Genomic DNA, 24,949 nt, shown 5'->3' with positions numbered 1-24,949 from the left:
AAATATGAAAATTGTAGTAGGCCTTTCTGGAGGCGTAGATTCCAGTGTTGCAGCGTATTTGCTGCAAAAACAAGGTCATGATGTGGTAGCGCTTTTTATGCGGAACTGGAACGATGCTTCGGTCACTAAGGAGGACGAATGTCCTTGGATTGAAGACAGCAATGATGCTTTGATGGTGGCGCAAAAGCTTGGAATACCGTTTCAGGTAATTGACATGAGCGAGCTTTATAAGGAGAAAATCGTGGATTATATGTTCGAGGAATATAAAAACGGACGAACGCCCAATCCCGATGTTTTATGTAACCGAGAGGTGAAGTTTGATGTCTTTATGAAAACAGCCTTATCGCTTGGCGCTGAGAAAGTTGCAACAGGGCATTATGCGCGCGTGAACTCGACTTTTGATGAAAATGGTAAAGAAGTTTTTCACCTTTTAGCCGGGAAAGATGACAATAAAGACCAGTCGTATTTTCTGTGCCAACTGAGTCAGGAGCAGCTGTCGCGGTCGCTTTTCCCGATTGGTGAGTTGACGAAACCTGAAGTGCGCGAAATTGCGCGCGAAATGGGTTTGGTGACGGCAGAGAAAAAAGATTCGCAAGGTTTGTGTTTCATCGGGAAAGTGAGTTTACCGACATTTTTGCAGCAGCAGCTTGAACCGAAAGAAGGAGAAATTGTAGAGATTTTTAAAGATTTTGACGGTTATAACCGCGGAATTCCGGAATTTTCTTCTAAATTGGAAGAACTGCAGTTTTTAGCTGAAAAAATAAAATACGAAAAAACCGACGGAAAAGTGATCGAAAAACACCAAGGCGCGCATTATTTCACCATCGGGCAAAGCAAAGGTTTGGGCATCGGAGGACATGTGGAATCGTGTTTTATGATCTCACGCGATATTGAAAAGAACCTCATCTTCGTTGGTGAAGGCAAGAATTTTCCGGGGCTTTTCCGCAAAGCTCTGAAAATAGTAAACTCCGAAGTTCATTGGGTTCGCGAAGATTTACGTCTGAAAAATGGAGAATCAATGAAAGTAAAAGCGCGAATCCGGTACCGACAACCTTTGGAAGAAGCGACGCTTTATCAGTTTGAAGGAGGCTTATTCATCAAATTTGAAAATCCACAGTCTGCGATTGCAGAAGGACAGTTTGCTGCGTGGTATCAGGAAGATGAGTTGGTGGGAAGTGGCGTGATTAGTTAGGAAATTTTAATATTTATAATGATTCCTTCGGTGAAAACCGGAGGAATTTTTCGTTAAATAAATTGAAAAAATTTGCTGTTTAAAGAGGTAATTTTTTCAAAACATACTTTTGTTGATATTATAAATTTCCCATCATTTATAACGATATTCCCGTTTGGTAATAATATTTAAGATAAATCGAAATTAAATAACCATCAACTGGTCAAATTGCGTATTTTTAATAGAGATTAATTACCTATGAAATATCCGTTTATTCTTTTTGCTGCGCTGTTGGCTTTCAGCTGTAAAAGACCGCCGGCGCAGGATCAAAAAGTTATCGAAATTACAGGTGTTGATTTTTCGCTGAATCCCGGCGATGATTTTTACCGCTACGCGAATGGAAAATGGTACGATTCCGCTACGATTCCGGCTTCGCAGGCTGGCGTGGGCGCATATATGTTTATTAATTATCCGCAGCGGATGAGACTTCAGGGAATTTTGGACAGCGTTTCGCTTGGAAAATATCCGGAAGGTAGCGTGGAGCAAAAAGTTGGAGATTTCTACGCAGCCGGAATGGACACGGCAACCATCAATAAACGCGGTTACGATCCAATTAAAAGCACACTTTCAGAAATAGAAAGAATTGCAGATGTTTCGGCTTTAATGAAATTCGTCGCCGACCAAACCAAAATAGACAATGGTTTTATGATGGGTTTTGGTATTGGCCCAGACGACAAAAACAGCAATGTGAATATTGCGCACATGTATCAGACCGGCTTGGGATTGCCCGACCGCGATTATTATTTTAAAACCGATGCGGCGACCGTCGCCATTCAAAACGCATACAAAACTTATTTGGCGACCATGTTTAAACTGACGGGCAGCACCGAAGATGCAGCAAAAAAAGAAGCTTCCGCAGTATACGAAATTGATAAACAGCTCGCCACGTCACATCGAACGCGAGTCGAACGCCGCGATGTAATTGCAAATTACAATATGTTGGCGGTGAATGACCTTGAAAAATCGCAGCCAAATATCGGTTGGATAAGCTTTCTTCAAAATCTGGGTGCTAAAACCGATTCCATCGATGTGGCACAACCTGGTTATTACGTAAAACTGAACGAGGTTTTGAAAACCATTCCGCTTTTTCAGTGGAAAACTTATTTGAAAGGTCACGCAATCGCGGGTTATTCAACAAATTTAAGTCAGCCATTTGTTGATTCGGCTTTTGAGTTCAGCAAAGTTATTTCGGGCCAGGCGGTGCAAAAATCCCGCGGCGAAATTATGGCAGGCGCCGTGGATAATTATCTCGGTGAAGCTTTAGGTCAGCTTTACGTAAAAAAATATTTCCCGGAATCGGCAAAAAAAAGAATGCTGGAGCTTGTAAACAATGTGCAGAAAGCCTATGCGCTACGAATTGATAAGCTGGATTGGATGAGCGACAGCACAAAGATAAAAGCAAAAGAAAAGCTGTTTGCAATGACCAAAAAAATTGGTTATCCGAACAAATGGGAAGATTACAGCAATGTAAAAGTGAACAGGGATTTCTATTTTGAAAATCTGCTTTCAGCTTCTGCGGCGAACTATGAACGTGAGATTGCTACGCTTGGAAAACCTGTTGATAAATCCAGATGGTTTATCACACCTTCCACCGTTACGGCGTATAATAATCCGTCGGCAAATGAAATTGTTTTTCCTGCAGGTATCTTGCAGTTTCCTTATTTCGATAATGAAGCCGATGACGCGCTGAATTATGGCGGAATCGGAATGGTTATCGGCCACGAAATCACGCATACTTTTGATGACCAGGGCGCGCAATATGACAAGGACGGAAATGTAAAAAACTGGTGGACCAAAGATGATTATGAGCAGTTTAAATCGCGCATTCAGCAGGTTATTGACCAATACAGCACTTTTACGGTTTTAGATGGTCTGCATGTAAATGGCGCCATGACTGTTGGTGAAAATACCGCCGATATCGCCGGAATTGCTGTAGCTTATGATGCTTTTAAAATGACATCTGAAGGTCAGGCAAATGTAAAAGTTGGAGAATTTACACCGGACCAACGGTTTTTTCTGTCACTTGCACGAATCTGGAAGGTGAAAATGAAAGATGAATATCTGCGGCTTTGGATCAATAACAATCCGCATTCACCACCGAATTGGCGCGTTAACGGTCCGCTGATGAATACCACACCGTTTTACAATGCATTTGATGTAAAACCTGCCGACAAAATGTTTCTACCAAAGGAAAAAAGAATTACGATTTGGTAAAGTTGAATCCGGAAAATTTGCTGATGAAAGGTTAAATTTTTTAGTTCTTGGCTGCAATTAAATTTTACCCGCTCAAATTGCAACTTTTTTAAATCTTACAAATGAAATATGCTATACTTATTACCGCATATAAAGATTTTCAGCAGCTGGAAAACCTGGTTAATGAATTCCCTGCCGAAGATTATAATGTTTATATCCACATTGATAAAAAAAGTAAGGTGGATGAAAACATCATTTCAAAAATTTCGAATAGGGAAAATGTGAAGTGCATAGAGAGGAAATACGTGATTAATTGGGGTGGGCTTAATCATTTGAATGCTTTTCTTCATCTTTCAAGAATTGCGCTGAAAGACGCTGAAAATAGGTATTTTCACTCAATTACCGCCCAGGATTTTCCGCTAAAGAACACCGATTATTTAAATAAACTATTACTTGCAGAAGACGGACCTCAAAAGGGTTATATGGAATTTTTTCCATTGCCTGCCGCTAACTGGAAAAACGGCGGAATAGACAGGCTGGAATACTATTATTTAAATACCTATTTCAACCACTTTAACAAAATTGGTGGTGCAATAATCATATGGGCTGTGGAATTCCAAAAGAAATTGCATATAAAGCGCAAAATCAGGTTTAAGGAAAAATTATATGGAGGTTCTACTTATTGGACCTTGCCGCGCGATATTCTGCAATACGTAATCGATTTCACCGAGGAAAAACCTAAAATCTACCGGCGTTTGCATAACGTCAACGTCGCGGAAGAGTTTTATTTTCAGACGGTTTTGATGAATTCAGTACACGCAAAAAACATGATTAACGATTGCCTTCGGTATATGGACTGGCAGAACGGTAATGATTATGGGCCCGCTTTTTTATCCGTTGAAAATTATGAGGATATGGTAAACAGCGATAAGTTATTTGCACGAAAAATCACGATCATAGAAAAGCAGCTTCTTAAAAAACTGAAAATGCAAAGAAGTGTAACCTCAACGATTTAATTTTTTGGGTTAAAAAAACGAAGTGCATGGTTTTGCGATTCAATCGCGACGGGCAATATTTAAAATTTAGTTATAGCAAATGAATTTTTTTGAAAGAATTTTTTTTAAGGTGCTTAGAAAAACAAGCCATAATATTATTTTCCACAGAAATACAGCGTTCCAGCGTCATAAATCGGCTAAAATTCTTGTAAAAGGCCTTCTGGAAATTAACAAGAAATGGTCCTATGCAGAACGGTTTTCCTCAATTTTCGTCTTAAGAGAGGATGCTGAATTACATGTTGCCGGGCATTTTCAGTTATTATCAGGCTCAAGGATTTATGTTAATAAAGGTGCAGTACTGAGTTTGGGAAGCGGATATATAAATACTGACCTCAGTTTGTCTTGCTCTGAACGTATTGATATCGGCTACGACGTGGCGATTTCCGAACGGGTAATTATCCGGGATTCTGATAATCACCAGATATTAGATGGCAAACACCAGCCTACGCAACCCGTAAAAATTGGCAACCACGTCTGGATTGGAGCAAATGTTACCATTTTAAAGGGCGTTACCATCGGCGATGGTTGCGTCATTGCGGCAGGAGCTTTGGTCAATAAAGATATTCCGCCCAATAGCTTAGCAGGGGGCGTTCCTGCAAAAGTTTTAAAATCAAATATTGAATGGAAATAAAAAATTTAATAGCTAACTAAATTTTATTCCGGCTTAAAACGACCATTTTTTACCAATTGGTTCCTTTAGTCCGATTTTTGCGTAGTTCCAGACATCAAAATTTATCTTTTGTAATTTATGCAGTTAGCATTCTATATTCTATCAGCGATTACCATTATCGCCAGCATTTTACCGTTTATCAGCCATCAGCACTGGTTTTTCCGGATCTGGGAATTTGCACGTATACAAATCGTGGCGCTGGAGTTTCTCACCTTGCTTTTCGGGCTATTTTTTTTACCGGATAAAAGCACCCTTTTTTGGATAACTATTTTACTGCACATCGGGCTTATTGCAAATCATGTGGTAATTCTTTTGCCATATACCACGTTATATCGCAGAAATCCGGCTAAAAACACGAAAATGCCCTACGATTTGGTTTCAATAATTTCGGTGAATGTTTACCAATTCAATAAGGATTATGGAAAACTGATCGATCTGGTGAAAGAAACTGAGCCTGATATTTTGCTCACCATGGAAACCAATCAGGCGTGGGACGACGCACTGACCGCGATTGAAGATCAATACCCAAATTCAAAGAAAGTTCCTTTGGAAAACACCTACGGAATTCATCTTTACACCAAACTAAAAGTCGAAGATATAAAGGTTAATTACTTTGTCGCGGACGATTTACCCAGCATAGAAGCGACATTATTTACAAACAAAGGTCAAAAATTCACCTTTTTTGGAGTTCATCCGCCACCGCCAAGTCCGACTGAAGAAGAAACCGCCAAAGAGCGCGATGGCGAATTGCTTACAATCGGTAAAAAAGTGCGAGGAATGAGCGAACCTGTGGTTGTCGCGGGAGATTTTAATAATGTGGCGTGGGCGCGTTCTTCAATTCTGTTCCGAAAAACTTCGGAACTGATTGATCCAAGAATTGGACGCGGCTTTGTGTCAACATATCACGCGAGATACCGCTTGCTGCGCTTTCCGATCGATTTGTTTTTTCACTCCACCAATATTTTCATTAAAGATTTTAAAACTTTAAATAACATTGGCAGCGACCATTTGCCGCTTTTTTGTAGTTTTTTTATCAACCCTCATAACAAACTGCAGGAAAAAGAGATTGAAACGCTGGAAAAAGAAGATTTACCAATGATTGAAGAAATCATAGAAGAAGGCGTTAAAGAACAAAGTCAGCGGCCTGCTGTAGTAACTGGCTAAATTTGCAATTTATTTTGCCAGCCAATCCTTAAAATCCTTTACTCGGTCGCGGCTCACCGTTATTTCCTGATTTGGCTGAGCCAGAAGTTCAATGTTAAAAACAGGTGAAGTATGAATGTTTTTGATAAAATCAGAATTCACAATAAATTGCCTGTTTACCCGGAAGAATTTCTGTTCGTCCAAAACTTCCTGAAGCTCATCTAAGGTGAAATCCGTCGGATAGCTGCGCTCAAATGTCTGCATATACACGATTTTATTTTCGCTGAAAAAGCAGGTTACGTCAGCTGTCTGAATGATTTTTAAATTATAACCAATTTTAACCAAAATCCGGGATAATTTCTGCTTATCTTCTTTAATTAAGGTTTTGATTTCCTGAGCATTATAACTGCTTTCAGCAGGTAAGAAGCTTTTGTATTTTTCAATAGCTTGCGCCAAATCTGCTTGCATTATTGGCTTTAGAAGATAGTCGATGGAGTTGAGTTTAAACGCCTTCAAAGTATATTGATCAAAAGCTGTGGTGTAAATAAAGAAACTTTTAACGGGAAATTTTTCAAAAATGTCAAATGACAAGCCGTCGCCTAAAACAATATCCGAAAAAATGAGCTGCGGAGCCGGATTTTTTTCAAAAAACTCTAAACCATCTTCCACCGAATGCAAGGTTGCAACTATTTCTAAATCAATAAATTCGCTTAAAAGCCTTTGCAATTTTCGTGCTGCGGGTTTTTCATCTTCGAGGATGACGGTGGTTATTTTTTTTACTTCCATAAAACAGGTAAAACTATTTGCTTTTATTCATCAGTTCGCGGATTTTTTCTTCTTCCCAGTTTTTACCTAAAACAAAATTCGGCAGAAAAACGCTTAAACCGTGCGCTACCAAACCAATTCCCCAGAAAATTGCGGTATAATAGGTGTCGATGGTAAAAAATCTGTCAGTACCTTCAGCCGAATCGCTGATGATAAGTGCGATATTTACCACGGTGTACACGAGTAAGTGAATATAAAAGCCTTTAATGCGTTTCACCCGTTTCTTGGCTTCTAAATATTTGATATTGTTTTCGTTAAAGTTTTCCATGATTTTTTAGCTGTTTTTATTTAGAATTTTTTGAATTTGCTTTTCTTCCCAGTCTCTGCTGATACCGAATATTTTTAGCGCCTGCAGCGATAAACCAATCCCCCACCCAAGCATCGGCCAGTAAAACCATAAATATTTGGGCGAAGTGTAAAGGTTTATAAATATTAAAAAAGGGATGATAATGCAGTAAGAAATTAAGCTGCTGTAAAAGCGTTTCAGCTCCTGTACGCGGATTGCCGCGCGTTGGTAAGCTAATGATTCGGGTGTAGTTTGTGTGTTCATTTCAGAAGTTTTTTGGGTTAATAAAGGTATTTTTACTTTGAAAAAAGCGGGTGATTTTTCGATGAAAACATTTTTTTTAGTTAGCAAAGAGTAGCGCTGTACGATGTTTGAAAGTCCGATTCCGGCTGCTTCTTTCACCTGTTCTCTTTGCTGAAGATTATTTTCAATAATCAGGTGATTTTCTTCTGCAAAAATTTTAATGTGCAGCGGTTTTCCCGAAGTGGCGAAATTGTGTTTGATGCAGTTTTCCAACAGCAATTGCAACGAGAGCGGAACAACATAAAATTTCAAATCGTCAGAAGTTACATTAAATTCAAAGCTTACGCTGTCTTCAAACCGGGTTTTCAGCAAGTCGCAATAGATTCGTGCAAAATCTATTTCTTCCTGAACCGTAACCAGTTCTTTATCTTTTTGCTCCAGGACATATCGGTAAATTTTGGACATAGAGGCGGTAAAATTTTGTGCCTGCTCGGGATTTTCATCGATTAAAGAACTTAACACATTCAGCGAGTTGAAGAGAAAATGTGGATCCAACTGATTTTTCAAGCTTTCAAACTGGGCATTGGCAGATTTTGCTATCAGTTTCTGCTGCACAACTTCCTGTCGTGTGGAGCGTTTCCAGGCGTCCATAAATTCCCGGGCATGCAGGATAGCAGAGACCAGCAAAGTGATGTTCAAGATAATCCAGTTAAAAAAGCCCGTTTTACCGGCGAAAAATTCATTTGGATTCTCTTTCTGAATTAAAATAAAATTCACATAATTACAGAACAGCACCAAAATCACATTAATTACCAAAGTGGAAATTATTCCCCAGATCAGCCGGGTTTTTGTGTCTTCAACCCAAGAAAATTTTTGGTTAAGGTAATCGTTTATCACCCCATTTCCCATGGCAATGGTAAAAGCGTACAGCGCTGAGATTGCGAGAAAGCTAAGATAATTCTGCACTGTTTTTTCATTATTGAAAAAAAGGAACAAAATGCTCCCGATAAAAAAGGAAATCCAGGCGATGGTAATTAAACTTTTTCTTTGCATGACTCAAATGTTGGATCAAATGTAAAGCAGATTAAAATTAAAAAAAACTTTTACTGACTGAAGGGTTAAATTCCTTACCTGAACGGTACAAAAACAAAAAAACCACCGAAAATCGGTGGTATTTTTTATAGCAGAGTTCTTTATTTCATTTCAGAGATTACCTCAATTGCTTCCTGCAGATAAAGGTCGCGTTTCAGGTTTTTAACCCAGAGTTCGGTTTTTTTGGTGAAAGCCTCGTCTTTCTTTTCGCGAAGTGCTTCATCAGCATTCAAGGTGAATTTCAAACCGTTGTTATATTTCTCCAGACCTTTAAATTTCTTGATCTGCGCTTTGCGCATCATCATAATTTCATTGAATTTTTCCTGGTTCAGCGAAATGGTTTCTTCCTGATCCAGCTTTTCTTTCCACTGCGCAGATTCCTGCACGAGCTGATAGGTTTTGTTGTTTGCTAAACGCGCTTCCAAGCCTTTCTGTAACGCCAATACCGAGAAATAATTAACCGGCTTATATTCCACCGCCGGAATTTTATCCCACGCCAAAGCATAGTCGTCGTAACGCTCTCCAATTTCAGAATAAGTATAGAAATCTTTCATTTTAATGTCAGACTCAATACCTTTTCTTTGGGTAGATTCACCAGTAACCCGGTAAAATTTCTGAATGGTTAGTTTCAAAGAACCGAAATCGTCGGTGGTGTTCAAAAATCTGTTCAAATCAACAAATGTCTGTACGGTACCTTTACCGAAAGACTGCGGCGAACCGATAATTACACCTCTGCCGTAATCCTGCATTGCACCTGCTAAAATTTCAGATGCAGAAGCTGAAAGTTCGTTCTGCATAATTACCACCGGACCGGTCCAGATCGGTGTATTTGCTTTATTACGAAGTGTCTGGATTTTTCCGTTTCCGTCTTTCACCTGCACATAGGCACCCTCATTCATAAAAAGTCCCATGATATCGCCAACTTCGGTTAAACTTCCGCCGCCGTTGTTTCGTAAATCAAGAACGATTCCCTGTACTTTTTGCGCTTTTAGTTTAATGAGTTCATTTTTAATGTCATCCGAAGCATTTCTGCCTTTAGCATCTTCGAAATCAGCATTAAAGCTTGGTAAATTGATGAAACCGTATTTTTTGCCGTCTGGTGAATTTACAATGATGCTGCGCGCAAAAGTATCTTCAATCGCAACTTCCTCGCGGATCATGGTAACTTCACGGATGGTTTTATCTTTTTTCTCCACAGTTAAAGTTACTTTCGTGCCTTTTTCACCACGGATCAAGCGTACTGCTTCGTCGGACAGCATTCCGACTACGTTTACAGCATCTTCGCTGGGCTTAGAGCGTACTTTCAGAATTTTATCTCCTTCAGAAAGCTGCTTGGATTTCCAGGCCGGCGCGCCGATGGTGAGAGGACCCAAATACAGAAATCCTCTTTTTTCCTGAATAATAGCACCGATCCCGATTACTTTTCCTTTAAACTGAGTATCAAAATCTTCTTTATTTTTTGGTGAATAATAATTGGTATGCGGATCAAAAACTTCGGTATATGCGTTCATATAAACCGTAAACCAGTCCATCTTATTACGTTTTTTAAACCTTCGGAAAGTGTCGGTCACCAGGTCTTTTACTTCCTGCGTTGCTTTCACCCGTTTTTGTTCTGGCGTTAAAATTTCGAGTTTAATGGTGTCTTTAAGCTTAAATTTCTGTACAGAATCTTTCTTTTCACGCTGCATTTCTTCTTTCGCAGTCAGCGATTCCATTTCCTGAAGAATGTTGTATTTAATGTATTTTTTCCATTCTAACGCAAGCTCTGCCTGGCTTACAGGATTTGATTTTACTTTCGGTTCCAGAACCAGAATTTCGTCTTCATTCAGGTTAATCGGTTTGCTTAAAATATCCTGAGTAATTTTATCAATTTCATCAACACGTTGATATAAACGGTCAATCGTGAGTTTGTAAAACTTCAGATCGCCCTGGTTTAGATAATCATCAAGCTTGGTTTTGTGCTGCGCAAATTCAGCCATATCAGACTGTAAGTAATATCTTTTGGAACCGTCAACCATATCGAAATAATGCTTGTAAACTTCCTGAGAATAAGCATCATTGATAGGTTTCGGCGAATAGTGAAGATAGCTTAAAGTATTTTTTACGCTGATCATGATCGTCGACATTTTTTCGTCATCATTTTTCGGCGAATTAAAACAAAATACCAGGCTAGTTAAAGGAATAAAAAGCAGTAAAGTATTGAGGCTAAATTTTTTGAACATAAAATGGGTAGTAATAAATAATTTGTTGAGAATTTACCGGTTTTGTTACAGGTTTCTACAAGCAATCAAAATTAATACCTTATTTATATCTACGCACTATTTTTTAAGTAAATTTGTGGAAACTGAAAATTTATATGCAAAAACCCCTGATATTAGTGACCAACGACGACGGAATAACCGCACCCGGAATCCGTAATCTGGTGGAATTTATGAGCGAAATCGGCGAAGTAATTGTCGTTGCTCCAAATTCACCACAATCCGGAAAAGGTCACGCTATTACTATAAATTCTACGATAACTTTTGAGGAAATCAACCTCGAAGGTGCCCAAAAAGATTATTCGCTGAGCGGAACGCCTGTCGACTGTGTGAAATTTGCTTTGGATAAAATTTTACCACGACGTCCCGATTTGGTCGTTTCCGGAATTAACCACGGTGCCAATTCTTCCATCAACGTTATTTACTCGGGAACCATGAGTGCTGCGGTAGAAGCTGGTGTAGAAGGTTTGCAGGCGATTGGTTTTTCTTTGCTTGATTTTTCCTGGGATGCGGATTTTTCGCAGGCTAAAGAATATATCCAGAAAATTGTTCGAAATGTCCTGGAAAATCCTTTGCCGAAAGGTATTGTGCTGAACGTAAACATTCCGAAACTTGATAAAGACGAAATAAAAGGAATCAAAGTTTGCCGTCAGGCAAACGCCAAGTGGGAGGAAAATTTCGATGAACGGGTAAACCCGCACGGTAAAAAATACTATTGGTTGACCGGTTATTTCAACAATATGGATGATGGCGACGATGCTGATGAAACCGCATTGTTAGACGGCTTTATATCAATTGTTCCTGTAAAATTTGACCTTACAGCTTATGAATATCTGGAAAGCTTAAAGCAAATCATGGAATAATTCCCAGCAAAATTTAATTATAATTAATGTAAAAAATGCGCATAGAAAACGAAATAAAATTAGGTTTTAAAGACGTGATGATCCGTCCGAAACGTTCGACCTTGAAATCCAGATCGCAGGTTAGTCTTGAACGAAGTTTCACCTTCGTAAATTCTCAAAAAAAATGGAGCGGCGTGCCGATTATCGCTGCAAATATGGATACGGTCGGAACTTTTGAAATGGCAGAAGCGCTGGCAAAAGATAAAATAATCACCGCCATTCATAAACACTACAGCCTCGAAGAATGGAGTGATTTTTTAAGCAATCAGCCAGATTCCATCTATGATTTCATCGCATTAAGCACCGGAATTGGTTCCTCCGATGAAGAAAAAATCAAAAATATAGTCGAAAAGCACCCAAAAATTAATTTTCTGTGCATCGATGTTGCGAATGGTTATTCCGAGCATTTTGTAGGCTTCGTGAAAAAAGTTCGTGCACAGTTTCCGGACAAAACCATTATCGCGGGAAATGTGGTTACGGGTGAAATGGTAGAAGAACTTATTTTGGCGGGCGCAGATATCATTAAAGTTGGAATTGGTCCGGGTTCGGTTTGCACAACCAGAATTAAAACCGGTGTCGGTTATCCGCAGCTGTCCGCAATTATCGAATGTGCTGACGCGGCGCACGGACTTGGTGGCCATATTATTTCTGATGGCGGCTGCAAAGTTCCAGGTGATGTGGCAAAAGCCTTTGGCGGCGGTGCTGATTTTGTGATGCTCGGCGGAATGTTTGCCGGACATGACGAAAGCGGCGGAGAAATCGTGGAAGAAAACGGCAAAAAATTTCGGCTTTTCTACGGAATGAGCTCGCAAACCGCGATGGATAAGCATGCCGGAGGTGTTGCAGAATACCGCGCCTCCGAAGGAAAAACGGTGAAAGTTCCGTACAAAGGTGCAGTTGCTGAAACAGTGAAGGATATTTTGGGCGGTGTGCGCTCTACTTGTACTTACGTTGGTGCTTCGCAATTGCGCGAACTTTCAAAACGCACTACTTTCATCCGCGTAGCGGAACAGGAAAACCAAATTTTTGGCGGCTAAAACGGCAAATTTTTTCATTTTAAAAAAGCTTCAATCTGAAGTTCAGCCATATCAATACACCGCAAATTATCTTTCGGTGAAAAAGCAGAAAGTTCCGTACATGCAAGAAGTACGGGACTTTTTTGTGCGTATTTTTCAATTAAATTTTGAAAATATTTCACCTCATCAGCTGTTTGCGTTTCATTGTAAACCGACTTACGGAAATCGTCAAGCCAATGCTGATCTGCAGTCTCTGGCTGTAAAAGCTTAATATTTTGCGCTGCGAATTTATCTTTTAAATAATCGCCGTTCATCGTGTATAATGTTCCAAAAACAAAAGCTTGCGGAATTGAATTTTCCTCAAAATATTTTAAAGCTAAATCCACCGGATGGTAAATTTCAAACGGTAAATCGATTTGGTCTAGAGTTTCGTGGAGCGTAATATTCGGCACTAAAAGGCTGGAAATTTCCAATTCAGCAATTCTGTCCAAATAGCTATTGACCTTTGGAATTAATATTTCAAATTCTCCAGGCAAAAACGGATTTACTTCCTGAAAATCAGTTTGGTATAGAAGAAGTGGGCACGTCGAAAATTCATTTTGCTGAATTTGATAGCGTTGCTGAATTTCATTAAAGTAATAAACTGTCGACACTCTGCCGAGACCTAAAATTGCTTTTATATTTCCGGCTGAACTCATTTTTTGGTTAAAATATAATCAGCAAAATATCCCCTTTTATCAAGGAATTTTTCGGAAATTTCTAAACCCGATTCACTTATAAGTTTGTTTAAAATTTCATCGTTATACTTCCGGGAAATTTCGGTGTGAATGAGCTCATTTTCAGCAAAATGAAAAGTTTGGTTTAAACTTTTAATAAAAACTGTATGGTCTTTTTTGCTTTTCAAATAGCTTTTTGCAATTCCTTCTATTTCATCGTATTCCGGCGCGTGCTCGAAATTTTCAATGATAAAATCTGCTTCAAGCTCACGGTTAATTCTGCGAAGCAGATTCAGATTAAACTCGCGCGTAATCCCGGCAGCGTCGTTGTATGCAGGCAGCACAATTTCTACGGGTTTAATTTGGTCCAAACCCAACAGCAATTTTTCATTTGGTTTTAGATGCGCAGAAATTTGGTTCAGAAAATCTTTAGCGACTTCATCCGGCATATTTCCCAAAGTGGAACCTATGAATAAAACCACTTTTGGTTTTTGCGACGCAATAAGTTCTTCCAGAACCTGAAAAAAATCCCCTTGTTTGGGCAAAATTTCCAGATTTACCAAAACATCATCCAAGCGGCTTTCGATGACATTTAGCGTATTTTGCGAAATATCCACCGGAATGTAGGTGAATCTGTATTTTTTCGCGAGTAAGGCCTTTAGCAAGTGCTGCGTCTTTTTACCGTCCCCGGCGCCCAATTCTATCAGTTCAAATTCTTTTTTCGGGTCAAGTTCAAACGATTTAATAATTGCGTCGCTTTGCTCTTTGAAAATCTCCATTTCAGCGTCGGTTAGGTAATATTCCGGCATGTTCATAATCTGCTGAAACAGCTTGTCGCCGGCTTTATCGTAAAAATATTGCGACGAAATATATTTCGGTGAATGCGAAAAACCGGTTTTAATATCTTCTAAAAAAGTAATGTCTTTTGTCATTTTGCTAATCGTATTCCGGTGATTTGCCAGCGGTGTTTGGGGTGAAAAAAGTTTCGGTAGGTTTTTCTTTCGTGGCCTTTTGGTGTTGCGGTAGAAGCACCGCGCAAAACCATCTGGCTTATCATAAATTTTCCGTTGTACTCACCGACAGCGCCGTCAGCAATTTTAAAATTTGGATATGGTAAATACGCTGAATACGTCCATTCCCAGCGGGTTCCCCATTGTAGTTGATCTGCAGCGGCTTCCCATTCAAATTCCGTCGCTAACCGCAAACCTTTCCAGGTCGCAAAAGCCTGCGCTTCGTAAAAAGAAATATGTGCAAGAACATGGCTCGGCTGAAGCGGTTTTAAACCTTCTAAAGTGTAAGAATGCCATTCAACATCAATTTTTTTCCAATATAATGGGCATTTTATTTGGTTTTCCTGAAGCCAGGACCAGCCTTCATCTAACCAAAAACGGAAATTTTCATAGCCGCCGGCTTCTATAAATTTAAGAAATTCACCGTTTGTAATGAGAGATTTTGAGATTTCGAAATCGTGAAGAAAAACTTTGTGCCGACCTTTTTCATTATCGAAATGAAAACCTTCGCCCTCAAAACCAATATCGTAGATTCCTTCTTCAATTTTAACCCAACCAGTTTCGGTATTTTTCTGCGCGGTAAGGCTGAATTCTTTTTTATAAACCGGATAAGTTGGATTATAGGAAAAAGTGTGCTTTAAGTCCGTAATCAGCAGTTCCTGATGTTGTTGTTCGTGGTTAATTCCAAGAATAATAAGCTCGTCTAAGTCGCCGTTTTCATTATTTTCAAGTAATTTCGAAATGTGCGAATCAACGTAACCGCGGTATTTATAAACCTCGGCAACAGTCGGTCTGGTAATCGTCCCGCGTTCGGTGCGAATTGCTCTGTCACCGAGCGTTTGATAATAGCTGTTGAATAAAAAGCCAAAATGCGGGTTAAAAACCTGATAATCAGGAATGAATTTCTTAAGAACCATCTCCTCAAAAAACCAGGTTGAATGGCTTAAATGCCATTTCGGAGGACTTGCGAAATCCACAGGCTGCGGAATATAATCCTCAATTTCCAAAGGTTCGCAAAGCGCCACGGTCTGCGCACGCGTTTTTTGGAACAGTTCTAATAATGAGCTCATACAATCATGGTAATTAAGAATAGTGGAATACAAAACATATTCCGCTATTCTTATTTACCTGCAAGCTAAAAATTTGGCGTGATTTGGCGCTTTTTTCGGAATTAATTATTAGGTCAGCATTCCACCATCGACGTTCAGAACCTGTCCGGTGATATAAGCGGCACGGTCGCTCGCCAGGAATACACAAGCGTTGGCTACATCTTCCGGCTGTCCGCCACGTTTCAACGGAATAGATTCGCGCCAGCCTTGTACCGTTTTTTCATCTAAAGCCGCGGTCATTTCAGTTTCGATGAAACCAGGTGCAATCGCGTTGCAACGGATATTTCGCGAACCTAACTCAAGCGCGATCGATTTAGAAAAACCAATTACACCCGCTTTTGAAGCGGCATAATTTGCCTGACCGGCATTTCCTTTAATTCCGACCACAGATGTCATGTTGATGATTGAACCTGTTCTGGCTTTCATCATCGGCTTAATAACAGCTTTTGTAAGGTTGAAAACCGAGTCTAAGTTCACTTTGATGATCGTGTCCCAATCCTCTTTGGTCATCCGTAACATCAAATTATCACGGGTTATTCCGGCATTATTTACCAAAATATCTATCTTACCGAATTCAGCGATAACGTCAGAAACCAATTGTTGCGCCGCATCGTAATCCGAAGCATCAGATTGATACGATTTTACGGTGGTAAGCTTGCCCAATTCTTCTTCCAGCGCTTTTGCTTTAGCCACAGAACCTGCGTAAGTAAAAGCTACGTGGGCACCTTCTTTAGCAAAAACTTCTGCAATACCTTTTCCGATTCCGCGTGTTGCGCCCGTAATCACCGCAACTTTTCCTTCTAATAATCCCATATTTTCCCGTTTATTTTTCTGTTTTTTTGAATTTATTCTTAGACGCCGGAATTTCTTCGCTGTCTTCTTTTACGATTACATTATTGATAATCAGCACGATTTCACCTTTTAAAGTTTTACTTTTGGAAAAATTAATCAGCTCATCGATTGTTCCGCGTTTGGTTTCTTCGAATTTTTTTGAAATTTCCCGGCTTAAGCTCACCTTTGTTTCCGCACCGAAAAATTCCTTGATTTGTTCTAAAGTCGTATTAATTTTATGTGGACTTTCGTAAAGAATAATCGTCTTTTTTTCTTCTGCAAGTTGCTTTAATTTGGTTTGCCGCCCTTTTTTCTGAGGTAAAAAACCTGCGAATAAAAATTCGTTATTTGGTAATCCTGAAACCACGAGTGCTGGAACAAAAGCCGTTGCGCCCGGTAAGCACTGCATTTCCAGATTTTCATCGGAAATTGCTTTTGCCAACAAATATCCCGGATCCGAGATACCAGGTGTTCCGGCGTCAGTAATGATGGCGATGTTTTGACCGTTTTTTAAATCTTCAATAACCTTTTGCGTGCTCTGATGTTCGTTGTGTAAATGATAAGATTTCAGTGGTTTAGCTATTTCATAATGTTTTAAAAGCACACCCGAAGTCCGTGTGTCTTCACATAAAATATAATCAACTTCTTTCAGGATTTTTACCGCCCTGAATGTCATATCTTCTAAATTCCCAATCGGTGTTGGAACAAAATACATTATTCCACTCATCTACAGATTTTCAAAAATATTTTTACAGAACATTTCCAGGCTTGGATCTCGCGCGCCCATTAAGAGCAAAAGTGTGCCTTCTCTTAATTCAGGTTGAAGTGCTTTAAGCAGATTATTTCTATCTTCAATAAAATGGGCATTTTTGCCGTTATTTTTTATTCCTTCAATCAAGTCGTTTGCGGAAATATCTTTCACCGCTGTTCCTCCGGCATAGAAGATTTCACTCATCCAAATTTCATCCTGCGGGCGTAAAGCTGCTGAAATTTCTTCAATAAAATCATCTTTCAAAAAACGCGTCGGGCCGTAACCGTGCGGCTGGAACCAGGCAATAACTTTTTTCGCCAAAGGCTGACAAGCTTTAATTGATGCTGCGCATTTCGCTGGATTGTGTGCGTAATCATCAATCACCCAAACCCCATTTTTCTTTCCGAGGATTTGGTGACGGCGGTAAATTCCTTCGTATTTTGCCAAACTTTCAGCACAGGTTTCCAAATCAACACCGATTTGATTAGCAACTGCAATAGCAGCGGAAGCATTTTCTACAGAATGCTGACCCAAAGAGTTCATCTGAAACTTCTGGCCTTTCACTTCAAAGCTTAATTCCAAACCGTTTTGCTGAAAATTTTCTGCGGAATAGCCTGCGAAATTATTCTCGAAACCAAAATCATTTGCGGCATTTGCAGACAATTCCTTCGCCAGTGTATTTGATTGATTTACAATGAATAAACCTTTTGTATTATTTTTAAAAGTGGTGAATAAATCCTGCAACTCTTCAATTTCCTGATGATCTTTATCGATATTTAGAAGCAGCCCGATTTCAGGTTGATATTGCACGATGGAGCCGTCGCTTTCATCGGCTTCAATTATCAGCCACTCGCCTTTTCCTACGGCTGCATTACCTATTTTTCCGGTTTTAATGATGCTTGTTAAGCCTGCGCCAGAAATAATGCTGGGATTCAGTTTAGCGTCCAGCAAAATTTGGTACAGCATTGCTGAAGTTGTAGATTTACCCGAAGTTCCGGCAACCGCGATGGTTTTTTTACTTTCAGCAATTATTGCAAGAAGTTCACTGCGTTTTATGATTGGAATTCCTAGTTCTTTTGCTTTTTTTACTTCGAAAACCGTATCTTCAATTGCCGTGGAAACTACGATTAAATCTGTTTTTTCGGTGATTCCGCTGCCGTCCTGAACAAAGCACTCAATTCCTTCATTTTCCAGCTGTTCGCGGGTTCTATTAAATTCGTCAGCATGAAAATAACGGTCGCTGCCGCTTACTTTTTTACCAATTCCTTTCAGATATTGCGCAATGGCGCTCATTCCAACGCCCGCAACGCCAATAAAAAAAACGCTGTTAAAATCCTCTATTTTATTAATCATCAATCAACCTTACATGAATTTATTTTCAACCAAACTCCAGAGCCGCTGCGCATATTCATCCGATTTTGCCCAGTTTCTTTCGTGATACAGTTCGCTGAGAAAACTTTTTGCTTCGTCCAAAGTTTTAAAGCTGTTCAACTGTGCAATTGCTGCCGATAATTCCTCAGAATTTCCGTTAAAAAGGCTTTTCGTAAAAGCAACTTTGTCATTTAAATCCAAACGGAATTCCGGTTTGCGTCTTTCAGCTTCCATAAAATCCGTCTGAACATTGGTTTTCAAAATGCTGCCTTTTTCCGGCTGCATTTCTTTCTCTTCTTCCAGCGGATCATTATCAAAAATTTGCTTTACGGCTTTTAATCCTTTGATATGAGCGAGTTTGAATTTTTTTTCTGCCTGCTGAAGGGGAGTTTCCTCATTATGAGAACTTTCTTCAGTTGGCTGCGCTTCCTGTGCGTGTTTGCTGATTTCCACAATCTGCCGGCGCCGCGCTTCGGTTTCTTCCAATTCTCTTTCTTTCTGCGCGATAATATCGGCGCTTGTGGAATTTTCTAAAATATGCTGTTCTTCGTTAAAAGCGCGCGCTTCTTCAACATTAATATTGTACTGCTTTTGCTCCTTGCTAAAATTCGGATCCGGTAAAATTTCCTGGTGTTCAGGTGTTTTAGCAGATTCTTCAGGTTCAATCGCATTAAGCTCGTTGGTAAACAGAACTTCTTCTTCAATGACATCTTCGGGAAAAGACGAATCATCGAAATTTTCTTCCTGGTAAAAGGCGGTTTTTTTCTGATTTTCTTTAACGGAAAGCGCGTTATTAAAATCTTTAAAAATCTGCTCAAAACCCTCGGAATTTTTTTCCAGAATCCTCAGAAATGCCACTCTGTCCGCAACTTCGCTGAACAAGTCGTGTTTTGCCAGAAGCTCATCAACCGATGCTACTTTTCCCAATGTTTCGAGAACTGTTTTGATCTCAAAAAAAACTTTTTCCTGTATATCTTGAAGATTCTGCATATCAGTTTCTTATTAAATTTCCGTAATTTTGGGCATTAAATTCTTACGGCTAAATTAACAAATGTTTTTAGAAAATACAATTAATCACGCAAAACAAAGCGGTTGGATGGAAGTCATCTGCGGCTCTATGTTTTCAGGAAAAACAGAGGAATTAATCCGCAGACTGCGCCGCGCTGAAATGGCTGGGCAAAGCGTGGAAATTTTTAAGCCGAAACTCGATACCCGCTATGCCGAGGAAGAAGTGGTATCGCACAATCAAAATAAAATTCGAAGTACACCGGTAGAAAGCCCGAACGAAATTTTACTGCTTGGCAGCACCTGCGATGTGGTTGGAATCGATGAGGCACAGTTTTTTGATGAAAGCATTGTAGAAGTAGCTAATAAGCTGGCTAACAGTGGCGTTAGAGTGGTGATTGCGGGACTTGATATGGATTTTTTGGGCCGTCCCTTCGGGCCGATGCCAAACCTAATGGCGACCGCGGAATATGTAACCAAGGTGCACGCTATTTGCAAAAGAACCGGAAATTTAGCCAACCATTCGATGAGAATTTCTGCGAACACGGATTTGGTACAACTTGGTGAAACCGACAGCTACGAAGCCGTAAGTAGAAAGGTTTTCAACGAAGAATACCTGAATAGGCAAGCCGAATGAATTATACAGCCAAAGAAATCGCGCAGATAACCGGCTCCCAATTGATCGGTAATCCCGATATTTCCATTAAAAATATCGCGTACGACAGCAGAAATATTTATTCTGTGAACGATACGGCATTTATTGCCATTACAACGGCAAAAAATTCTGGTGAAAAATATATTCAGTCGGTTATTGAAAAAGGAATTACGGTAATTATCGCCGAAAACTATTTGCCGCAATTCGCTGATGTTACCTGGATCATTGTAAGAAATTCGCTGCTATTTCTGCAAGATTTTGCTAAATACCATTTGCAACAATTTCAATTAAAAACCATTGGAATTACCGGAAGTAACGGTAAAACAATTGTTAAAGAATGGCTTTACCAGTCGCTTTTTCATGATTTTACCACCGTTAAAAGCCCTAAAAGTTTTAATTCACAATTAGGTCTTCCGCTTTCACTTTTAGAAATAAAGCAGAAACATCAACTCGGAATTTTCGAAGTTGGAATCTCGAAGCCGGGAGAAATGGAAATTCTGGAAAATATTTTTTCACCGGAAATTGGAATTCTCACCTATATAGGTACCGCACACTCGGTGAATTTTGAAAGTATTGATGAAATAATTGCGGAGAAAATCAAGCTTTTTAAACATTCAGAATTAATCATTTTTAATGGTGACAATCCCGCGGTTAGAAGTGCTGTTAAAGAAAAATTCCCTGCTAAAAGGCTGTTTTCTTTCGGTTTTAATGAAGAAAACGATTTGCATATTGTAAATAACTGGACCGACCGCACGCAGGAAATTTCCGTGAGCTATTTGGGTGAAAAATTCTCTTTTCCGGTTTCCCAGCGTGATGAAGCGACAATCAGCAATGTGCTTTGTGTAATTGCGGTTTTAAAAGAGTTTAAATTTACAAACGACCAGATTGTCAGCCGTTTAAACAGTTTGAAAGCCATCGAAATGCGGCTTGAAAGTGTCATCGGTGTTCGTAATAATTTGATTATCAACGATTCTTTTAATCTGGATGTCGATTCGCTGAAAATTGCTTATCAAAATATTAAAGAATATAATAAGCCGCAAAAATGCCTGATTTTGACGGATTTTGTGGAAGGTAAAAATTCACAGGAGCTTTATCACGAAGTTGCTGCATTAACAAATCAGCAGAATTTCGACCAAATTTTCCTCGTCGGTTCAGAAATAACGCAGCACGAAGGATTTTTTAAAAATGAAACGCATACCTTCACCACAACGCAGGAATTAATTGATAGTCATCAACTTAACCTGGTTGAAAATCATTTAATTCTGCTTAAAGGCGCGCGGAAATTTGAAATCGAAAGAGTAAAAACTTTTCTGGAACTTCAAAAGCACGACACGGTTTTAGAAATTAATCTGAACTCAATTTTACACAACATCAACGTTCATAAATCGCTGCTAAATCCTGAAACCAAAATGATGGCGATGGTTAAAGCGTATTCTTATGGGCTTGGTGGATACGAAATCGCAGAATTTCTTCAACATCACCACATCGATTATTTAGGTGTTGCTTATGCTGATGAAGGTATAGATTTGCGGAAAAACGGCATTACAACACCGATTATGGTGATGAATCCTGAGCAGCACAGTTATAACAGCATTATTGATTTTAATCTGGAACCTGAAATTTACAGCTTCCGTGTGCTGGATTTATTCAATGAAAAGCTGCTTCAAAAAGGAATTATGCAGACGTATCCAATTCACATTAAATTGGAAACGGGAATGCACCGGCTCGGATTTAAAACTGAAGAATTACCGGAGCTAATTTCGAAACTTCAAGGAATGAACGTGAAGGTAAAATCCATATTCAGTCACTTAAGTTCTGCCGATGATGAAAACGAAAATGCGTACACATTGGAACAGATTGGAATTTTCGAAAAAAATGCCAATTTCTTAACCAAAAATTTAGTTTACCGACCCATTCGCCATATTCTGAACAGCACCGGTATTGTAAACTTTTGCGCATATCAGTTCGAAATGGTTCGCATTGGAATTGGAATGGTCGGAATTAGCAGCAATGTTGAAATATATAAAAGACTGAAAAGTGCGGTAACTTTCAAAACGGTAATTTCCCAAATTTCGGAGGTTAAAAAAGGTGAATCTGTGGGATATAACCGTAAATTTAAAGCTGAAAAAGACACCAAAATCGCAACAATCCCAGTCGGTTATGCCGACGGTATTCCGCGGTTATTGGGAAATAAAGTTGGCGTAGTTGGAATTCAGAACAGCATTTTCCCGATTGTCGGAAATGTTTGTATGGACATGCTGATGGTTGATCTTGGTAATGCATCGATAAAGGAAGGTGAAGAGGTAATTTTGTTCAACTCCTGCCCTTCGCTGGAACAATTTGCAGAAAGCTGTTCTACCATTCCATACGAAGTTTTAACTTCAATTTCGCGTCGGGTAAAACGAATATACATCAAAGATTAAAATGAAAAAATTTGCCGTTTTATGCCTGTTTTTTTTAAGCTTACAATGGTCAGCCCAGTTAAAAGAAGGCTTCAAAATCCCTAAAAACCCAAAAATTGGTTTATCGCTTTCAGGCGGTGGCGCTAAAGGTTTTGCGCATATTGGTGTTTTAAAAGTTTTGGATTCCTTGGGTGTAAAAATCGATTATATTTCCGGCACGAGTATGGGCGCAATTGTTGGAGGTTTGTATGCCTCCGGTTATACCGGTAAAGAAATTGAAAAAATCGTGATGGATACGGACTTCTACTCCATCATCGCGAATGAAAAAACCCGTCAGGAATCCTCTTTTTTCAACAAATCAGTCGACAAATATATTCTTTCAATCCCCATTAAAGACGGAAAAATTAATGTTTTACCGAGAGCAATTTCTACCGGGCAAAAGAACATTTATTTATTAAAGGAACTTTTCAAAAACGTTTCAACAATCAGTGATTTTTCGAAATTGCCGATTCCGTTTATGGCCGTTGCGACCAATCTGGAAAGCGGAAAAATGGAGGTTTTCGAGAAAGGTGATTTGGTTTCAGCAATTATGGCGAGTTCTGCTTTTCCCGGGCTGCTGAATCCGGTTAAAATTGGTGATTCGCTATACATCGATGGTGCGATGACGGTAAATTACCCTTCAAAACCGCTTAAAGAAAAAGGTATTGATGTAGTCATTGGTGTTGATTTAAGTCAGGGACTTGCAAGCCGAAAAAATCTGGAATCAGCAATTTCTATTTTAAACCAGGTCATCGATTTTGGTATTCAGAAAGAAACCAAAAACCAGTATTCCTACACTGATATTAATATTCACCCCGATTTGGCCGGTTCTGGTGCCACTAGTTACGATGCGAAAAAAGCAATCCTTGATTCTGGCTACGTAGAAGCTAGAAAATATGCTGATATTCTTGATAAATTACCCAAAAGAAAGCAGGAATTGTTACGAGCACCGCTGAGTTCAATTTATTCCAATGTTTATAAAATAGATAGTTTGGCTGTGGAAAATAACCTGATTTTCCGAAAGAATTACGTACAAGGAAAAATGAATTTAAAAATTCCGTCGCTTCAAACGTACGGAAGCATCAATAAAATGGTTGATAAGCTATACGCCACGAATAATTACCGGCTTATTAATTATGACATTATTCAGGGCGGCGACCAAAACTATTTAAAACTGAATGTAACAGAAGACGACACGAGATTTTTCCTGAAATTTGGCTTGCATTATGATGAAGTTTTCAAGACGGGTTTGCTTGTAAATGCAACGGCTAAAAGACTGCTTTTTCAAAACTCTACGGTGTCGCTGGATTTGGTTGTGGGAGACCAGCCACGCTATTATTTCAATTATTTCATCGATAACGGGTATATTCCCGGTTTTGGTGTTTACGCATCCGGAATGTCCTTAGAATTGCAGGATGCAGCAGGAAACTTAAATGATAAATGGAACTGGTTTCGAAACGAAGCATTTCTCCAATCTATTTGGCGTGATAAATTTGCGATCGGCGGCGGTCTTAGTCACGACTACTTTGAATCTAAACTTGTAGGTCAAACCACATACAGCGACTCTGATAATTTTTTAAATGCCTATGTTTTTATAAAAACCGATACGCAGGACGACCGAAATTTCCCCACAAGAGGATTTTTGCTAAATGCCGAAGGGAAATTATTAGACATTTTTAATAATAAAAATGACGGTAAAACTTTTCAGCTAAAGGTTAATTCAAATCTAAATTTCCCGCTTACTTCGTGGTTAACCTACAAATTAAAGCTTTTCGGTGGTTTTACTGTTGGTGAAACTTTAAGCAAGTATTATCAATATCGCCTTGGTGGAATTTTTGACCAGAATTTGGGCAATTTTAACAGTTTGGGTGGTTATGAATTTGGAGAAAAATCCGGTGAAAATATGCTGATGAATTCTAATAATCTGCAGTTTAATATTTACAAAAACTATTTTGTAGAAGCCAGCTTTAGTTTAGCAAATATTTTCAACGATTATAAAGTAGATGAAATTTTACACGTTACTGATTCTTCGGCGGGAATTACCGCGGGTTACAAATCACCGTTCGGACAGATTAAATTAAATTACAGCCAATCTTTACAGGAGAAAAAAGGTTTAATAAGCGTGATTCTCGGTCATTGGTTTTAA

General features: G+C 39.2%; 21 protein-coding genes. 10 read left to right on the top strand and 11 right to left on the bottom strand.

Features of this window, described 5'->3' with window-relative positions:
- Nucleotides 1-4: 4 nt before the first annotated feature.
- The 5 genes from mnmA (at nucleotide 5) to BMZ55_RS06945 (ending at nucleotide 6,313) form a co-directional block, all read left to right on the top strand.
- Nucleotides 5-1,192, top strand: a complete 1,188-nt coding sequence (gene mnmA, locus BMZ55_RS06965) for a tRNA 2-thiouridine(34) synthase MnmA (RefSeq protein ID WP_089819718.1) — start codon at nucleotides 5-7, stop codon at nucleotides 1,190-1,192.
- Nucleotides 1,193-1,429: 237 nt separating this feature from the next.
- The gene (locus BMZ55_RS06960; protein WP_089819717.1) at nucleotides 1,430-3,445 is read left to right on the top strand and encodes a M13 family metallopeptidase; all 2,016 of its coding nucleotides are present in this window, start codon (nucleotides 1,430-1,432) and stop codon (nucleotides 3,443-3,445) included.
- Nucleotides 3,446-3,546: 101 nt separating this feature from the next.
- Nucleotides 3,547-4,440: a beta-1,6-N-acetylglucosaminyltransferase gene (locus BMZ55_RS06955; RefSeq protein ID WP_089819716.1), complete on the top strand. Its 894-nt coding sequence runs from the start codon at nucleotides 3,547-3,549 to the stop codon at nucleotides 4,438-4,440.
- Between the two features lie 79 nt (nucleotides 4,441-4,519).
- A complete protein-coding gene (locus BMZ55_RS06950) occupies nucleotides 4,520-5,110 on the top strand; it encodes an acyltransferase (RefSeq protein WP_089819715.1) in 591 nt (196 codons plus the stop codon).
- A gap of 117 nt (nucleotides 5,111-5,227) precedes the next feature.
- A complete protein-coding gene (locus tag BMZ55_RS06945; RefSeq protein ID WP_089819714.1) occupies nucleotides 5,228-6,313 on the top strand; it encodes an endonuclease/exonuclease/phosphatase family protein in 1,086 nt (361 codons plus the stop codon).
- Nucleotides 6,314-6,322: 9 nt separating this feature from the next.
- On the opposite strand, the gene BMZ55_RS06940 is transcribed toward BMZ55_RS06945, so the two are convergent.
- The 4 genes from BMZ55_RS06940 to BMZ55_RS06925 all read right to left on the bottom strand — a co-directional run bounded on the left by BMZ55_RS06940 (nucleotide 6,323) and on the right by BMZ55_RS06925 (nucleotide 10,960).
- On the bottom strand, nucleotides 6,323-7,078 hold the full coding sequence (locus BMZ55_RS06940; protein WP_177179791.1) for a LytR/AlgR family response regulator transcription factor: 756 nt from the start codon (nucleotides 7,076-7,078) through the stop codon (nucleotides 6,323-6,325).
- Nucleotides 7,079-7,091: 13 nt separating this feature from the next.
- A complete protein-coding gene (locus BMZ55_RS06935) occupies nucleotides 7,092-7,385 on the bottom strand; it encodes a 2TM domain-containing protein (protein ID WP_089819713.1) in 294 nt (97 codons plus the stop codon).
- A 6-nt stretch (nucleotides 7,386-7,391) separates the two neighbouring features.
- Nucleotides 7,392-8,699, bottom strand: coding sequence for a 2TM domain-containing protein (locus BMZ55_RS06930; RefSeq protein ID WP_089819712.1), 1,308 nt, complete (start codon nucleotides 8,697-8,699; stop codon nucleotides 7,392-7,394).
- 140 nt (nucleotides 8,700-8,839) lie between these two features.
- The gene (locus BMZ55_RS06925) at nucleotides 8,840-10,960 is read right to left on the bottom strand and encodes a carboxy terminal-processing peptidase (protein ID WP_089819711.1); all 2,121 of its coding nucleotides are present in this window, start codon (nucleotides 10,958-10,960) and stop codon (nucleotides 8,840-8,842) included.
- 134 nt (nucleotides 10,961-11,094) lie between these two features.
- Here BMZ55_RS06925 and surE point away from each other — a divergent pair, with 134 nt between their 5' ends.
- Nucleotides 11,095-11,859 carry a 5'/3'-nucleotidase SurE gene (gene surE / locus BMZ55_RS06920; protein ID WP_039342395.1) on the top strand — a complete coding sequence of 255 codons (765 nt, stop codon included), beginning with the start codon at nucleotides 11,095-11,097 and terminating at the stop codon, nucleotides 11,857-11,859.
- 35 nt (nucleotides 11,860-11,894) lie between these two features.
- A complete protein-coding gene (locus tag BMZ55_RS06915; protein WP_089819710.1) occupies nucleotides 11,895-12,935 on the top strand; it encodes a GMP reductase in 1,041 nt (346 codons plus the stop codon).
- Between the two features lie 14 nt (nucleotides 12,936-12,949).
- Here the strand turns inward: BMZ55_RS06915 and BMZ55_RS06910 are convergent, their stop codons facing one another.
- The 7 genes from BMZ55_RS06910 to BMZ55_RS06880 all read right to left on the bottom strand — a co-directional run bounded on the left by BMZ55_RS06910 (nucleotide 12,950) and on the right by BMZ55_RS06880 (nucleotide 19,692).
- Nucleotides 12,950-13,612 (bottom strand): aspartate/glutamate racemase family protein, encoded by a 663-nt coding sequence (locus BMZ55_RS06910; RefSeq protein ID WP_089819709.1) that lies wholly within the window; start codon nucleotides 13,610-13,612, stop codon nucleotides 12,950-12,952.
- Nucleotides 13,609-14,562, bottom strand: a complete 954-nt coding sequence (locus BMZ55_RS06905; RefSeq protein WP_089819708.1) for an L-histidine N(alpha)-methyltransferase — start codon at nucleotides 14,560-14,562, stop codon at nucleotides 13,609-13,611. The genes BMZ55_RS06910 and BMZ55_RS06905 overlap by 4 nt, the downstream gene beginning before the upstream one ends.
- Entirely contained in the window at nucleotides 14,559-15,710 is a 1,152-nt protein-coding gene (gene egtB / locus BMZ55_RS06900) for an ergothioneine biosynthesis protein EgtB (RefSeq protein WP_089819707.1), read from the bottom strand. Before egtB ends, BMZ55_RS06905 begins: the two co-directional genes overlap by 4 nt.
- 108 nt (nucleotides 15,711-15,818) lie before the next feature.
- Nucleotides 15,819-16,562, bottom strand: a complete 744-nt coding sequence (fabG, locus tag BMZ55_RS06895) for a 3-oxoacyl-[acyl-carrier-protein] reductase (protein ID WP_089819706.1) — start codon at nucleotides 16,560-16,562, stop codon at nucleotides 15,819-15,821.
- Between the two features lie 10 nt (nucleotides 16,563-16,572).
- The gene (gene rsmI / locus BMZ55_RS06890; protein ID WP_233701915.1) at nucleotides 16,573-17,307 is read right to left on the bottom strand and encodes a 16S rRNA (cytidine(1402)-2'-O)-methyltransferase; all 735 of its coding nucleotides are present in this window, start codon (nucleotides 17,305-17,307) and stop codon (nucleotides 16,573-16,575) included.
- Nucleotides 17,308-18,684 (bottom strand): UDP-N-acetylmuramate--L-alanine ligase, encoded by a 1,377-nt coding sequence (murC, locus tag BMZ55_RS06885; RefSeq protein ID WP_177179790.1) that lies wholly within the window; start codon nucleotides 18,682-18,684, stop codon nucleotides 17,308-17,310.
- 9 nt (nucleotides 18,685-18,693) lie between these two features.
- Nucleotides 18,694-19,692 (bottom strand): hypothetical protein, encoded by a 999-nt coding sequence (locus tag BMZ55_RS06880; RefSeq protein ID WP_089819704.1) that lies wholly within the window; start codon nucleotides 19,690-19,692, stop codon nucleotides 18,694-18,696.
- Between the two features lie 61 nt (nucleotides 19,693-19,753).
- Here BMZ55_RS06880 and BMZ55_RS06875 point away from each other — a divergent pair, with 61 nt between their 5' ends.
- Genes BMZ55_RS06875 through BMZ55_RS06865 form a run of 3 tightly spaced genes read left to right on the top strand, consistent with a single transcriptional unit; the run spans nucleotide 19,754 to nucleotide 24,949 of the window.
- A complete protein-coding gene (locus BMZ55_RS06875) occupies nucleotides 19,754-20,344 on the top strand; it encodes a thymidine kinase (protein ID WP_089819703.1) in 591 nt (196 codons plus the stop codon).
- Nucleotides 20,341-22,785 (top strand): bifunctional UDP-N-acetylmuramoyl-tripeptide:D-alanyl-D-alanine ligase/alanine racemase, encoded by a 2,445-nt coding sequence (locus tag BMZ55_RS06870; protein WP_089819702.1) that lies wholly within the window; start codon nucleotides 20,341-20,343, stop codon nucleotides 22,783-22,785. The genes BMZ55_RS06875 and BMZ55_RS06870 overlap by 4 nt, the downstream gene beginning before the upstream one ends.
- A 1-nt stretch (nucleotide 22,786) precedes the next feature.
- Nucleotides 22,787-24,949 (top strand): patatin-like phospholipase family protein, encoded by a 2,163-nt coding sequence (locus BMZ55_RS06865; protein WP_089819701.1) that lies wholly within the window; start codon nucleotides 22,787-22,789, stop codon nucleotides 24,947-24,949.

This window comes from Kaistella treverensis (genome assembly GCF_900114045.1).
GTDB classification, from domain to species: domain Bacteria; phylum Bacteroidota; class Bacteroidia; order Flavobacteriales; family Weeksellaceae; genus Kaistella; species Kaistella treverensis.
This window is presented reverse-complemented; position numbering and strand designations above follow the sequence as displayed.